The 12,991-nt window shown below is 68.9% G+C and carries 16 protein-coding genes; 7 read left to right on the forward strand and 9 right to left on the reverse strand.

Annotation, left to right across the window (positions count from 1 at the left end; translation table 11 throughout):
• The first annotated feature begins 15 nt into the window (after window positions 1-15).
• Together sufC and ACR3ZA_RS01990 are read left to right on the forward strand one after the other, a co-directional pair.
• On the forward strand, window positions 16-771 hold the full coding sequence (gene sufC, locus ACR3ZA_RS01985) for a Fe-S cluster assembly ATPase SufC (protein ID WP_473659628.1): 756 nt from the start codon (window positions 16-18) through the stop codon (window positions 769-771).
• A gap of 47 nt (window positions 772-818) precedes the next feature.
• Window positions 819-1,148 carry a metal-sulfur cluster assembly factor gene (locus ACR3ZA_RS01990; protein WP_294179029.1) on the forward strand — a complete coding sequence of 110 codons (330 nt, stop codon included), beginning with the start codon at window positions 819-821 and terminating at the stop codon, window positions 1,146-1,148.
• 121 nt (window positions 1,149-1,269) lie between these two features.
• Here the strand turns inward: ACR3ZA_RS01990 and ACR3ZA_RS01995 are convergent, their stop codons facing one another.
• Complete coding sequence (locus ACR3ZA_RS01995; RefSeq protein ID WP_473659630.1) at window positions 1,270-1,896, reverse strand: biotin transporter BioY; 627 nt, start codon at window positions 1,894-1,896, stop codon at window positions 1,270-1,272.
• Window positions 1,897-2,011: 115 nt separating this feature from the next.
• Here ACR3ZA_RS01995 and ACR3ZA_RS02000 point away from each other — a divergent pair, with 115 nt between their 5' ends.
• Window positions 2,012-3,610, forward strand: coding sequence for an ATP-binding cassette domain-containing protein (locus tag ACR3ZA_RS02000; protein WP_473659632.1), 1,599 nt, complete (start codon window positions 2,012-2,014; stop codon window positions 3,608-3,610).
• 16 nt (window positions 3,611-3,626) lie between these two features.
• Here ACR3ZA_RS02000 and ACR3ZA_RS02005 read toward each other — a convergent pair whose 3' ends face one another.
• The 3 genes from ACR3ZA_RS02005 to ACR3ZA_RS02015 all read right to left on the reverse strand — a co-directional run bounded on the left by ACR3ZA_RS02005 (window position 3,627) and on the right by ACR3ZA_RS02015 (window position 4,971).
• Window positions 3,627-4,460: an SURF1 family cytochrome oxidase biogenesis protein gene (locus ACR3ZA_RS02005; RefSeq protein WP_473659634.1), complete on the reverse strand. Its 834-nt coding sequence runs from the start codon at window positions 4,458-4,460 to the stop codon at window positions 3,627-3,629.
• On the reverse strand, window positions 4,457-4,621 hold the full coding sequence (locus tag ACR3ZA_RS02010; protein ID WP_473659637.1) for a hypothetical protein: 165 nt from the start codon (window positions 4,619-4,621) through the stop codon (window positions 4,457-4,459). Before ACR3ZA_RS02010 ends, ACR3ZA_RS02005 begins: the two co-directional genes overlap by 4 nt.
• A gap of 65 nt (window positions 4,622-4,686) precedes the next feature.
• Window positions 4,687-4,971: a DUF3099 domain-containing protein gene (locus ACR3ZA_RS02015; protein ID WP_473659639.1), complete on the reverse strand. Its 285-nt coding sequence runs from the start codon at window positions 4,969-4,971 to the stop codon at window positions 4,687-4,689.
• A gap of 58 nt (window positions 4,972-5,029) precedes the next feature.
• Between ACR3ZA_RS02015 and ACR3ZA_RS02020 the strand changes: the two genes are divergently transcribed.
• Entirely contained in the window at window positions 5,030-5,737 is a 708-nt protein-coding gene (locus tag ACR3ZA_RS02020) for a 3-oxoacyl-ACP reductase FabG (protein WP_473659641.1), read from the forward strand.
• On the opposite strand, the gene serB is transcribed toward ACR3ZA_RS02020, so the two are convergent.
• Entirely contained in the window at window positions 5,734-6,375 is a 642-nt protein-coding gene (gene serB, locus ACR3ZA_RS02025) for a phosphoserine phosphatase SerB (RefSeq protein WP_473659643.1), read from the reverse strand. The genes ACR3ZA_RS02020 and serB overlap by 4 nt on opposite strands.
• Window positions 6,376-6,427: 52 nt before the next feature.
• Window positions 6,428-7,666: a glucose-1-phosphate adenylyltransferase gene (locus ACR3ZA_RS02030; protein ID WP_473659644.1), complete on the reverse strand. Its 1,239-nt coding sequence runs from the start codon at window positions 7,664-7,666 to the stop codon at window positions 6,428-6,430.
• Between the two features lie 45 nt (window positions 7,667-7,711).
• On the opposite strand from ACR3ZA_RS02030, the gene glgA reads away from it, so the two are divergent.
• The 3 genes from glgA (at window position 7,712) to ACR3ZA_RS02045 (ending at window position 10,026) form a co-directional block, all read left to right on the forward strand.
• Window positions 7,712-8,896 carry a glycogen synthase gene (glgA, locus tag ACR3ZA_RS02035; protein ID WP_473659646.1) on the forward strand — a complete coding sequence of 395 codons (1,185 nt, stop codon included), beginning with the start codon at window positions 7,712-7,714 and terminating at the stop codon, window positions 8,894-8,896.
• Window positions 8,897-8,908: 12 nt separating this feature from the next.
• The gene (locus ACR3ZA_RS02040; protein WP_473659648.1) at window positions 8,909-9,694 is read left to right on the forward strand and encodes an ATP-binding cassette domain-containing protein; all 786 of its coding nucleotides are present in this window, start codon (window positions 8,909-8,911) and stop codon (window positions 9,692-9,694) included.
• 77 nt (window positions 9,695-9,771) lie between these two features.
• A complete protein-coding gene (locus tag ACR3ZA_RS02045; RefSeq protein ID WP_473659650.1) occupies window positions 9,772-10,026 on the forward strand; it encodes a type B 50S ribosomal protein L31 in 255 nt (84 codons plus the stop codon).
• Window positions 10,027-10,108: 82 nt separating this feature from the next.
• On the opposite strand, the gene ACR3ZA_RS02050 is transcribed toward ACR3ZA_RS02045, so the two are convergent.
• The 3 genes from ACR3ZA_RS02050 to treS are packed head-to-tail and all read right to left on the reverse strand — an operon-like array spanning window position 10,109 to window position 12,959.
• Window positions 10,109-10,510: an NUDIX domain-containing protein gene (locus ACR3ZA_RS02050; RefSeq protein WP_473659652.1), complete on the reverse strand. Its 402-nt coding sequence runs from the start codon at window positions 10,508-10,510 to the stop codon at window positions 10,109-10,111.
• The gene (locus ACR3ZA_RS02055) at window positions 10,507-11,193 is read right to left on the reverse strand and encodes an exonuclease domain-containing protein (protein WP_473659654.1); all 687 of its coding nucleotides are present in this window, start codon (window positions 11,191-11,193) and stop codon (window positions 10,507-10,509) included. Before ACR3ZA_RS02055 ends, ACR3ZA_RS02050 begins: the two co-directional genes overlap by 4 nt.
• Window positions 11,194-11,228: 35 nt before the next feature.
• The gene (gene treS, locus ACR3ZA_RS02060) at window positions 11,229-12,959 is read right to left on the reverse strand and encodes a maltose alpha-D-glucosyltransferase (protein WP_473659657.1); all 1,731 of its coding nucleotides are present in this window, start codon (window positions 12,957-12,959) and stop codon (window positions 11,229-11,231) included.
• Window positions 12,960-12,991 lie beyond the last annotated feature (32 nt).

Raw genomic sequence — 12,991 nt, forward strand, 5'->3', positions numbered from 1 at the left:
GCAAGGAACCCACACATGAGCACTCTCGAGATCCGCGACCTCCAGGTCAGCATCGACACCGATGCCGGCAAGAAGCCCATCCTCAAGGGCGTCGACCTCACCATCAACTCCGGTGAGATCCACGCCGTCATGGGCCCCAACGGCTCCGGCAAGTCCACGCTGGCGTACACGATCGCCGGCCACCCCCGCTACAACGTCGATGGCGGCACGATCACCTTCGACGGCGAAGACGTCCTCGCGATGAGCGTCGACGAGCGCGCCCGCGTCGGACTGTTCCTCGCCATGCAGTACCCGGTCGAGATCCCCGGCGTGACCGTTTCGAACTTCCTGCGGACGGCCAAGACCGCGATTGACGGCGAGGCGCCGGCGATCCGCGGCTGGACGACGACGGTGCGCGAGTCGATGAAGAACCTCCGCATGGACGGCGACTTCGCGGCGCGCAACGTCAACGAGGGCTTCTCGGGCGGCGAGAAGAAGCGCCACGAGATCCTGCAGCTCGAACTGCTCAAGCCCAAGTTCGCGGTGCTCGACGAGACCGACTCGGGTCTCGACGTCGACGCCCTCAAGATCGTCTCCGAGGGCGTCAACCGCGCCCACGAGACGACCGGCCTCGGCATCCTGCTCATCACGCACTACACGCGGATCCTGCGCTACATCAAGCCCGACTTCGTGCACGTCTTCGTCGACGGCAGGGTCGCCGAGGAGGGCGGACCCGAGCTGGCCGAGCGTCTCGAGGAAGAGGGCTACGACCGCTACCTCGTCGAGGCCTGATCAGGTGTCTCTCGGCGTTTTCCCGACGAACCGCGTAGCCTGAAGCCATGCCTACCGCCCTCGAACCGAAGCTCTTCGACCAGGTCGAAGAGGGACTCAAGGACGTCATCGACCCCGAGCTGGGTGTCAATATCGTCGACCTCGGTCTGATCTACGATCTCGCTTGGGATGACGAGAACGACGCGCTCGTGATCTCGATGACGCTCACCTCGGCTGGCTGCCCGCTGACGGACGTCATCGAGGAGCAGATCGGCCAGTCGCTCGACGGCATCGTCGAGCGCTTCCGCATCAACTGGGTCTGGATGCCGCCGTGGGGCCCGGAGCGCATCACCGACGACGGTCGAGACATGATGCGCGCGATCGGCTTCAGCATCTGACAGCCCGGTGGGCTGTCAGTGCCGATCGCGCCGCCGACAGGCGGATCGGCTTCAGCACCTGACAGCCCGCAACGCGAAAGGGCCCCGGATTTCTCCGGGGCCCTTTCGCGTGGACGAAGCGCTACGCGGCGTCGTTTGCGCGGCGCTCGGCGAGCTTGTCGGCGCCCCACCAGGCAGCGGGCAGCAGCGCCGCGGCGATCGCCGCCTTGATGACGCCGCCGATGATGAACGGGTACAGACCCCACTCGAGCGTCTGGGTGAGGTTCGCACCGAGCACGAACGCGAGCCACGGAAGGCCGAACGCGAACACGACGACCGAGCCGCCGACGAAGGTCGCCAGGGCCTTGAAGAACTTGCGGTCCCAGGTGCGCTCCGAGAGCCAGCCGACGACCGCGGCCGCGAACACGAATCCGACGATATAGCCGAAGCTGGGGGCGGCCAGCGCGAGGAAGCCGGTCAGGTGGCTGCCGTCGGCCTGCGGCGCGTACACCGGCAGTCCGACGAGGCCGAGGACGGCGTACAGCGCGAGCGAGGAGGCGCCGCGGACCGCGCCGAGCGTGGCGCCGACGAGGAGCACGGCGAGCGTCTGACCGGTGATCGGCACCGGGAACATCGGAATCGAGACCTGGGCGAGGATCGCGGTGAGCGCGGCACCGGCGGCGACGAGCACCACGTCGGTGGTTAGCGTGCGCGACACGAGGCGGTCCGCGAGGACGATGCGCGGGGCGGCAGGGACGAGAGACGTCATATCGAATTCCTTGGCGTTCGTCGGTGGAAGTAAGGCGGGCGCCTCACTGGTTAGACTAGCGGGCTGGCTCTTCCAGCCTCTTGTCGAAAACCTCCCGAAGAAACGGAACGTCACAGTGCTCGCCGTGCAAGACCTCGAAATCCGTGTGGGGGCCCGCCTCCTCATGGAGGAGGTGACCTTCCGAGTCGACAAGGGCGACAAGATCGGGCTGGTCGGTCGCAACGGGGCGGGCAAGACGACCCTCACCAAGACGCTCGCGGGGGAGACCGTGCCGAGCGGCGGCAGGATCGATCGCCACGGCGAGATCGGCTACCTGCCGCAGGACCCGCGCTCGGGCGACCCCGAGCAGACCGCCCGCACCCGCATCCTCGATGCGCGAGGCCTCGGCAGTCTGGTGATCGGAATCCAGCAGGCGACGGTCGACATGGCGAGCCCGGATGCCGCCATCAGCGACGCCGCGATGTCTCGCTACGCGAAGCTCGAGGATCGCTTCCTCGCCCTGGGCGGCTACGCGGCCGAAGCGGAGGCCGCCGCGATCGCCTCGAACCTGGCGCTCCCGGACCGCATCCTCGACCAGCAGCTCAAGACGCTCTCCGGCGGTCAGCGCCGCCGCATCGAGCTCGCGCGAATCCTGTTCTCCGGCGCCGACACCATGATCCTCGACGAGCCGACGAACCACCTCGACGCCGACAGCGTCGTGTGGCTCCGCGAGTTCCTGAAGCAGTACCAGGGCGGGGTGATCGTGATCAGCCACGATGTCGATCTGGTCGAGGAGGTCGTCAACAAGGTCTTCTACCTCGACGCGAACCGGCAGGTCATCGACGTCTACAACATGGGCTGGAAGCACTACCTGCGCCAGCGCGAGGCCGACGAGGACCGCCGCAAGAAGGAGCGCGCCAACGTCGAGAAGAAGGCGACCGCGCTGCAGCTGCAGGCCGCGCGCTTCGGGGCCAAGGCCTCCAAGGCGGCGGCCGCGCACCAGATGGTCGCGCGCGCCGAGAAGATGCTCTCCGGCCTCGACGAGGTCCGCGCCGCCGACCGCGTCGCCAAGCTGCGCTTCCCGGACCCGGCCGCGTGCGGAAAGACGCCGCTGGCCGCCAGCGGGCTCAGCAAGAGCTACGGCTCCCTGGAGATCTTCACCGCCGTCGACCTGGCGATCGATCGTGGCTCGAAGGTCGTCGTGCTCGGCCTCAACGGTGCGGGAAAGACGACGCTGCTGCGCATTCTGGCGGGCGTCGACAAGCCGGACACCGGACAGGTCGAGCCGGGGCACGGGCTGCGGATCGGCTACTACGCGCAGGAGCACGAGACCATCGACGTGAAGCGCACCGTGCTGCAGAACATGGTCGCCGCCAGCCCCAACCTCACCGAGACCGAGGCGCGCAAGGTCCTCGGCTCGTTCCTGTTCACCGGCGACGACGGGCACAAGCTCGCTGGGGTGCTGTCGGGTGGCGAGAAGACCCGTCTCGCGCTCGCGATGATCGTCGTGAGCGGCGCGAATGTGCTGCTGCTCGACGAGCCGACCAACAACCTCGACCCGGCGAGCCGTGAAGAGATCCTCGGCGCTCTCGCGGGCTACACCGGCGCCGTGGTGCTCGTCAGCCACGATGAGGGAGCCGTGGAGGCTCTCAACCCGGAACGCGTGCTGATCCTGCCCGACGGGGTCGAGGACCACTGGACGCCGGACTACGCCGAGCTCATCTCGCTGGCCTGAGGCCCGAGCGAGCGCGCTACAGCCGGTCGAGAATCGCGTCCTCTTCCTCGGCATCCGCCGAGCGGGGCCGCGCGGCGCGGGCCGCGGCCTGCTCCTCGACCGGGAGCGCGGCGATGCGGCGCTCCCGCCGGTAGGCCCACACCAGTCCGACGATCGCGATGATGCCGAACAGGATCCACTGCAGCGCGTACGAGGCGTGCGGGCCCTCGTCGGCCTCCGGCTTGACGGCCAGCGCGGGCGTCTCCGTCGGTGCCGGGTCTTCGCTGGCGAGCAGGCCGTACATCCCGGTGTAGACCGAGGCCGGCACGAGGTCGTCGATCGCCGGCAGCTCGATCGTCGCGATCTGCCCGTCGGGGGCGCTGCGGCCGGGGATCTCGGGCTCGCCGAGCTGAAGTCGTGCGATCACCTCGACCTCGCCGCTCGGCGCCGCCGGGACGGTCTCCGGGAGCGAGCCGGTTGCCGCGAGCGGGACCCAGCCCCGGTCGACGATGACGACATCGCCGCTCTCGAGCTGGAACGGCACCAGCACCTCGAATCCGGGCAGTCCGTCGCGGACACGGTTGCGCACGAGCAGCTCGTACTCGGAGAGGTACTCGCCACGCAGCACGACCGGCAGCCACTCGAGCTCCTCGTCGGCGGTGTCGAGCGTCGGCAGCACCCGCTCGACGGCCTCGGCAGGCGCGTCGTAGTTGGTCTCGACGCGCACGATCTCGCCGACCGCCTCGTCGCGGCGCGCCCACTGCCACCACGACAGCAGCCCGCAGGCGATCGCGAAGACGACCACGAACGCAACATATCCGCCCCAGCGCTGCACTCCCGTGGGAGCGGAGGGCCGCTTCGCCTCACTCACGCACGGTCCGGCACGAGCTCGGGCACGTCATCGAGTGCGGTCACCAGGGTCGGAAACCCCCGGGTCGTCAGATAGTCGTCGAGCGTGCCGCGGTGGGACTCGCAGGCCAGCCAGACCTTCACGCGGTCGGCGCTGTGAATCCGCGGATTGCGCCAGTTCACGCGCCACGCCGCCGGGGCGCTGCACCCGGATGCCGAGCACCGGACCGCGGTCTCACCGAAGCCGATCACGCCGACTCGTTCGTCGAGGGGGCGACGCGCACCACGACTCCGCCGGGCGACTCGATCGAGCCGGACTTCGAGGTCGTCGAGTTGGCGATGAGCACGGCGAAGTACGGCAAGAACACCGCGCCGAGCACCGGAATCACGACCCACCAGCCCGGCACGACGATGCACAGGATGATGCAGACCACCCGGATCGCCATGGCGATCATGTACTTGATCATGCGTCCGCGCCGCTCGTCATCAGGCGACGGCGGGAGCATCGTGATCGTGGGGGCAGGGGTTCGCATGGCTGACTCAAGCCTACGCGCGTCGTGGCATCGTCGTCGGCTCGGTAGGCTCCCAGGTATGACTACGCGCACCATCCTCGTGACCGGCGGCAACCGCGGCATCGGCCGCTCCATCGCGGAGGAGTTCGTGGCCCAAGGCCATCGCGTCGCGGTCACCGCACGGTCCGGCGAAGGCCCCGAGGGAACGCTCACGGTGCGCGCCGACGTCACCGACAGCGCCGCACTGGATGCCGCCTTCACCGAGGTGGAGGAGAAGCTCGGACCGGTCGAGGTGGTCGTGGCGAACGCCGGGATCACCCGCGACACGCTCCTCATGCGCATGAGCGACGACGACTTCGAGCAGGTCGTCGACACGAACCTCGGCGGCGCGTTCCGCGTGGTCAAGCGCGCCAGCAAGGGAATGCTGAAGGCCCGCTTCGGCCGCATCATTCTCGTCTCGAGCGTCGTCGGCCTGTTCGGCGGCGCCGGCCAGGTGAACTACTCCTCCTCGAAGGCGGGCCTCGTCGGCATGGCGCGGTCGATCACGCGCGAGCTCGGCGGTCGCGGGATCACGGCGAACGTCGTGGCTCCGGGCTTCATCGAGACCGACATGACGGCGGAGCTGCCCGAGACCCAGCAGGCCGAGTACAAGAAATCGATTCCGGCGGGACGCTTCGCGCAGCCCTCCGAGGTGGCCAAGGTGATCGCCTGGCTCGCCTCCGACGACGCCGGCTACATCTCCGGAGCCGTCATCCCCGTGGATGGCGGACTCGGCATGGGCCACTAGGCCCGGGGGAGCCCCAGCAGCGGCAGCACCAGCGCGAGGTCGCGCTCGTCGAGGATCACGTGCGCCTCGTCGCGCACCGGCGCCTTGGCGTCGAAACCGATCGCGAGGCCGCAGCGCGCCATCATCTCAAGGTCGTTGGCGCCGTCGCCGATGGCGACGGTCTGGCACAGCGGGATGTCGCGCGCGGTCGCCCACTCCTCGAGCGCGTGCGCCTTGGCGGCCGCATCCACGACGGGCGGGATCACGGCGCCGGTCAGACGCCCGTCGGCCACCTCGAGGCGATTGGCGCGCCACTCGTCGAGTCCGAGCTGTGCCGCGATCGGGTCGACCACCTCGTGGAAGCCGCCCGAGACCACTGCGACGGCCCCGCCGGCCGCCTGCACGCCAGCTACCAGCTCAGGCACCCCGCGGGTCACGGTGACGCGCTCGCGCACCCGGGCGATCGCCTGGGCGTCGAGCCCCGCGAGCGTCGCGACGCGCGAGCGCAGGCTCTGCTCGAAGTCGAGCTCGCCGTTCATAGCGCGGAACGTGATCTCGGCGACCTCGTCGAGCACCCCGGCCTCCTCGGCGAGCAGTTCGATCACCTCCTGCTCGATCAGGGTGGAGTCGACGTCGAGCACAACGAGGAAGCGTGCCATGCAGGGGAGCCTTCCGGAAGCGGCGCCGGATGCGGCATCCGGTCAGAGCGAATCAGCTGACGAGGAGGCCCTTGCCGACCACGGTGATGCCGCTCTCGGTCACGGTGAAGCCTCGCGCGCGATCCGCGTCGTGATCGACACCCACCGTCGCGCCGGCTTCGACCACCACGTCCTTGTCGAGGATAGCGCGCTGCACGATCGCTCCCGCGCCGACCGTCACCCGCTCGAAGACGACAGAGTCGACGACCTTGGCCCCCGACTCGACGTTCGTCCACGGTCCGAGCACGCTGCGCTCGACGTGCCCACCGGAGACGACGCAGCCGAGCGAGACGATCGAGTCGATGATCGTGCCGATCGCGTTCTTGTCGTCGCGGACGAACTTCGCGGGCGGCGCGTTGAGCTGCTGGCTGAAGATGGGCCAGTCGCGGTTGTAGAGGTTGAACACCGGCAGCGCCGAGACCAGGTCCATGTGCGCGTCGAGGAACGAATCGATCGTTCCCACGTCACGCCAGTAGAAGCGGTCGCGCTCGGTCGATCCGGGCACCTCATTCTTGATGAGGTCGTAGACGCCCGCCTCGCCGCGCGCGACGAAGTCGGGGATCAGGTCGCCGCCCATGTCGTGACTGGATCCGGCGAGCTCGCTGTCGCGCTCGACCGCCGCCATGAGCGCGTCGGCATCGAACACATAGTTGCCCATGGACGCCAGAAACTCTCCGGGGGAGTCGGCGAGACCCACCGCGTCCTTCGGCTTCTCGCGGAAGGCGGAGATCAGCTCCGGGTTCTCAGGATCGACCTCGATGACGCCGAACTGGTCGGAGAGTTCCAACGGCTGGCGGATCGCGGCCACCGTGGCCGGGAGGCCGGAGGCGATGTGCGCGTCGATCATCTGGCTGAAGTCCATGCGGTAGACGTGGTCCGCGCCCACCACGACGACGATGTCGGGCTTCTCGTCGCGGATCAGGTTCAGGCTCTGGAAGATCGCGTCGGCGGAGCCGCTGAACCAGCGCTTGCCGAGGCGCTGCTGCGCGGGCACGGACGCGACGTAGCTGCCCAGAAGCCCCGACAGCCGCCAGGTCTGCGACACGTGACGGTCGAGGGAGTGCGACTTGTACTGGGTCAGCACGACGACCTGGCGCAGCCCCGAATTGATGAGGTTGGACAGCGCGAAGTCGATGAGTCGATAGCCCCCCGCGAAGGGGACCGCGGGTTTGGCCCGGTCCGCCGTCAGCGGCATCAGCCGCTTACCCTCGCCCCCGGCGAGAACGATCCCGAACACCTTCTTCGCTGCCATGTCCTTACAGTAGGTCAGCCACCGCGCCTGTACTAGCGTCAAGACGTGCGAGTCGATGTGATTACCAGGGAATATCCACCGGAGGTCTACGGCGGGGCGGGCGTCCACGTCGCCGAACTCGTCGCCGCCCTCCGCGCGAGCCTCGACGTGCAGGTGCGCTGCTTCGGCGCGCCGCGCGACGAGACGGGAGTGCACGCCTACGGCGTGCCCGCAGAGCTCGGCGGCGCCAATCCGGCGCTGACCACCCTCGGCACCGACCTGCTGATCGCCGGCGACGTCGCGGGCGCTGATCTGGTGCACTCGCACACCTGGTACGCCAACGCGGCGGGACACCTCGCCAAGCTGCTGCACGGCATCCCGCACGTGGTGACGGCGCACAGCCTCGAACCGCTGCGGCCGTGGAAGGCCGAGCAGCTCGGCGGCGGCTACCGGATCTCCAGCTGGGTGGAGCAGAGCGCCTACGAGGCGGCGGATGCGGTCATCGCCGTGAGCGACGGGATGCGCGCCGACATCCTGCGCAGCTATCCGGCCATCGACCCGGCGCGCGTGCATGTCGTGCACAACGGCATCGACCTGGAGCGCTGGCACCGCCACGACGACCCCGCGACGCTGGAGCGCTTCGGTATCGACCCCGACCGGCCGAGCGTCGTCTTCGTGGGCCGCATCACCCGTCAGAAGGGGCTCCCGTACCTGCTCGCCGCGGCGCGCCTGCTGCCGCCGGAGGTGCAGCTGGTGCTGTGCGCCGGCGCCCCCGACACGCCGGAGATCCTCGCCGAGGTGCAGGCCGGCGTCGCCGAGCTGCAGCGCGAGCGCAGCGGCGTGGTGTGGATCGAGAAGCTGCTGCCGCGCCCCGAGCTGTCGGCGATCCTGTCGAACGCCACCACCTTCGTCTGCCCCTCGGTGTACGAACCGCTCGGCATCGTGAACCTCGAGGCGATGGCCTGCGGCGCCGCGGTCGTCGGCACGGCGACCGGAGGCATCCCCGAGGTCGTCAGCAACGGGATCACCGGCCGGCTGGTGCCGATCGAGCAGCTCGACGACGGCACCGGCACGCCGCTGGACCCCGACCGCTTCATCGCCGATCTCGCGGAGGTGCTGACCGAGGTCACCAGCGACCCGGAGACGGCTCGGCGCATGGGGGAGGCGGGGCGGCAGCGCGCCGAGGAGCACTTCTCGTGGACGTCGATCGCCGAGCGCACGCGGCGAATCTACGACTCGCTCCTGCCGTAGGCTAGGGGCATCATGTCTGCGGTGCTCACGCTCTCCGACCTCGCCGTCATTCGCGACGGCAATCGCATCCTCGACGGCATCAACTGGGTCGTCAATCCTGACGAGCGGTGGGTGATTCTGGGGCCGAACGGGGCGGGCAAGACCACGCTGCTGTCGATCGCCTCGGCGAACGTGCACCCCACCGAGGGCACCGCCGTTCTGCTCGACGAGAAGCTCGGCAAGACCGACGTCTTCGAGCTGCGCCCGCGCATCGGCTTCGCGTCGACGGCGTTCGCCCGCCGCATCCCCGGCGACGAGACCGTGCTGGATGTCGTCATGACCGCCGCCTATGCCGTCACCGGCCGGTGGAACGAGAACTACGACCCCGTCGACCGCAAGCGCGCCAGCCGCGTCCTCGCCGAATGGAAGCTGGACCACCTCCAGGATCGCCGTTTCGGCACGCTGAGCGACGGCGAGCAGAAGCGCACGCAGATCGCCCGCGCCGTGATGACGGATCCCGAGCTGCTGCTGCTCGACGAGCCCGCGGCGAGCCTCGACCTCGGCTCGCGCGAGGAGCTCGTCGGACTGCTCGGCGCCTACGCGCAGAATCCCGAGTCACCCGCGATGGTGATGGTGACGCACCACGTCGAGGAGATCCCGGTGGGCTTCACGCACGCCATGCTGCTGACCGACGGCCGGATCCAGTCGGCCGGGCCGATCGCCGAGGTCATCACCGCCGATAACCTGTCGGAGGCATTCGGGCTCCGGCTCGAGGTCAGCACCAGCGACTCGGGCCGTTTCGCGGCGCGTGCGGTCTGAACGGGCCCGTCACCTGGTATAGTCGTCCCTTGGTCCGCTCTGGCCATTCAAGCTTCCATTTACTTCCGAGGTTTCCCATGAAGTCCGACATTCACCCGGCGTACGCGCCCATCGTGTTCCGCGACCTCGCGAGCGGTGAGACGTTCCTCACGCGTTCGACGGTCACGAGCGACAAGACGATCGAGCTCGACGGTCAGACCTACCCGGTCATCGACGTCGAGATCTCGTCCGCCTCGCACCCGTTCTACACGGGCAAGCAGCGCATCATGGACTCGGCCGGTCGTGTCGAGAAGTTCAACCAGCGCTTCAAGAGCTTCGGCGGCTCCAAGTAAGTCGTCCCTCGAAGGCCCCCGCTCCGGCGGGGGCCTTCGTCGTTGTGCGGCGGAACCGCGCCCGGGCGCGCCCGGAGCGGGTCTAGCGCGCGGCGAGGACGAACGGGACGAGGTAGTCGCGGCTCAACGGCGCCATCGACGGCAGCGGCTGCGTGGGATCCCACCAGATGGCCTCGGCGATCTCAGCAGCGATCGCCGGCACCCCGGTCAACGGTGCGCGGTAGCACCAGGCATCGAGCGTCATCCCGGGCTCGTTGGCCGCGTCGGCGTCGAATCGTCCGATCTCGGTCAGGCCGGCGGGGGAGAGCACCAGACCGAGCTCCTCTTCGAGCTCGCGCACCAGGCACTCGGCCGGGGACTCGCCGAACTCGATCTTGCCGCCGGGCTGCATGAACGCGACGGTCCCGTGCTTCCGCACGAAGAGCAGTTGCCCGGCCTCGTTCTCGATGACCGCGGCCGCGATCCGCAACACGGTCGGACTCACCGAACCGGCCACCCGCGCGACGCGACGAACGACGGATCCTTGACCCGGCGCATGTACTCCTCGAAGCTCGCCGCCTGTTCGGCGAACCAGGCCGTTTGGCGGGTGTGGAGCTCGTGCGGGTCGAGATCGAGCTCGGCGGGGAACGCCTTCACCAGGGCCTGCGCGACGCGCCCGGCTGCGATGGCATCGGCTCCGGCGTCGTGCGCATCGTCCAGCGCGACACCGTAGTGCTGCGCGGTGACCTCGAGCGTGCGCTTGCCGCGCCGGTACCGGTCGACCGCCTTGTCGAGCACCAGCGGATCGATGATCGGGGTGAGCGCGGCGAGCGGGGCGACCGCATGGCGCATGCACTCGTGCGCCAGCAGGGACAGGTCGTAGGGCGCGTTGTAGACCGTCACGGGCGTCCCGCCGCCGAGCTGCTGGCGCAGCGAGTCGGTGATCTCGGCCACCACGTCGCGGGCGGGGCGACCCTCGGCGCGGGCGCGCTCGGTCGTGATCCCGTGCACGGCAGCCGCCTGCTCCGGGATCTCGACGCCGGGGTCGGCGATCCAGTCGCGGCGCTCGAGCACGTTGCCCTCGGGATCCAGCACCGCCACGCAGGCTGAGACGATGCGGGCGGTGCGCACATCGACGCCCGTCGTCTCGAGATCGAATACGCCGAGCCGGCCGCCCCAGTTGTTCATGCGACCAGGCTAGGGGGTGCCGCAGACAGCAGGCGTCACCGGGCGCCGCCTCCCTGGAACCGCGCCTCGCCGAGGTGCAGCCAGAAGAAGCCCTGCGAGCCCATCGTCAGCGTCGCCGTCCCGTCCTCGGCGACGCGCGGGAACTCCGCTCCGCCGAACAGGTCGTACAGCGGCTGGCCGGCGAACTCCTCGCCCACCTCGATGTTCACCGCGACGGGGTTGTGCGCGAACGAGAAGACGCACACGATGCGCTCCGGCGCGTCACCGAACTGGCTCCCGGACCCCGCGTACTCACGCACGAAGGCGAGCACCGACTCGTGGTCGGTGCGCAGCACGCGCATCGAGCCGAGGCCGAACGTCGGGTGCTGCTTGCGCACGTGGATCACGTTGCGGACCCAGTGCAGCAGCGAGCGGGACTGCGCCAGCTGCGACTCGACGTTGACGAGCGTGTAGTTGTAGACCAGCGACTGCACGACCGGAAGGAACAGCTTGCCCGGGTCGGCGGTGGAGAATCCGGCGTTGCGGTCCGGCGTCCACTGCATCGGCGTGCGCGAGGCGTCGCGGTCGGGCAGCCAGATGTTGTCGCCCATCCCGATCTCGTCGCCGTAGTACAGGAACGGCGAACCGGGCAGCGAGAAGAGCAGCGCGTGGGCGAGCTCGAGCTCGGCGCGCGAGTTGTCGAGCAGGGTCGCCAGCCGGCGTCGGATGCCGACGTTGACGCGCATCCGCGGGTCGTAGGCGTACCAGCCGTACATCGCCTGGCGGTACTCCTCGCTCACCATCTCGAGCGTCAGCTCGTCGTGGTTGCGCAGGAACACGCCCCACCCGGCGCCGTCCGGCACCTCGGTGGTCTCGGAGAGAACGCGCGTGAGCTCCTGCGCCGACTGCGAGCGCAGCGAGTAGAAGATGCGGGGCATGGCGGGGAAGTCGAAGGCCATGTGGCACTCCGGCTCCTCGTTCGTGCCCATGTACTCGACGACCTCGGACGGCCACTGGTTCGCCTCGGCGATCATGACGCGGCCGGGGTACTCGGTGTCCATCATGTGACGCACGGCCCGAATGAACTCGTGGGTCTCCGGCTCGCTCTCGCCGGTGCCGCCCTCCGATTCGTAGAGGTAGGGGATCGCGTCGAGCCGGAAGCCGTCGACGCCGAGGTCCATCCAGAACCGGATGACCTCGAACACCGCTTCGTGCACGGCCGGGTTGTGGTAGTTCAGGTCCGGCTGGTGCGAGAAGAAGCGGTGGAAGTAGAACTGGCGCCGCTCCGAGTCGAAGGCCCAGTTGGACTCCTCGTAGTCGGTGAAGATGATGCGGATGTTGTCGAACTTCTCGTCGGAGTCGCTCCAGACGTAGAAGTCGCCGTACGGACCCTCCGGGTCGAGCCGCGACTGCTGGAACCACTCGTGCTGATCCGAGGTGTGGTTCAGCGGGAGGTCGATGATGACGCGCATGTTGCGCTCGTGCGCCTTGGTGACCAACTCGCGGAACTCCTCGATCGTGCCGAACTCGGGCAGGATCGAGTGGTAGTCGGAGACGTCGTAGCCGCCGTCGCGCAGCGGGGAGTCGAAGATCGGCGGGATCCACAGCGCGTCGACGCCCAGCCACTGCAGGTAGTCGAGCTTGGAGATCAGACCTCCGAGATCGCCCGAACCGTCGCCGTTGGAGTCGACGAACGAGCGGACCATGACCTCGTAGAAGACCGCACGACGGTACCAGTGCGGGTCGAGGGTGAGACCGGGCAGGGTGTGGGGTGCGGTGAAAGACACCGTCCGAGTCTACGAGTGCTCGCGCCTAGGAT

Source organism: Herbiconiux sp. J20-20 (assembly GCF_057365085.1).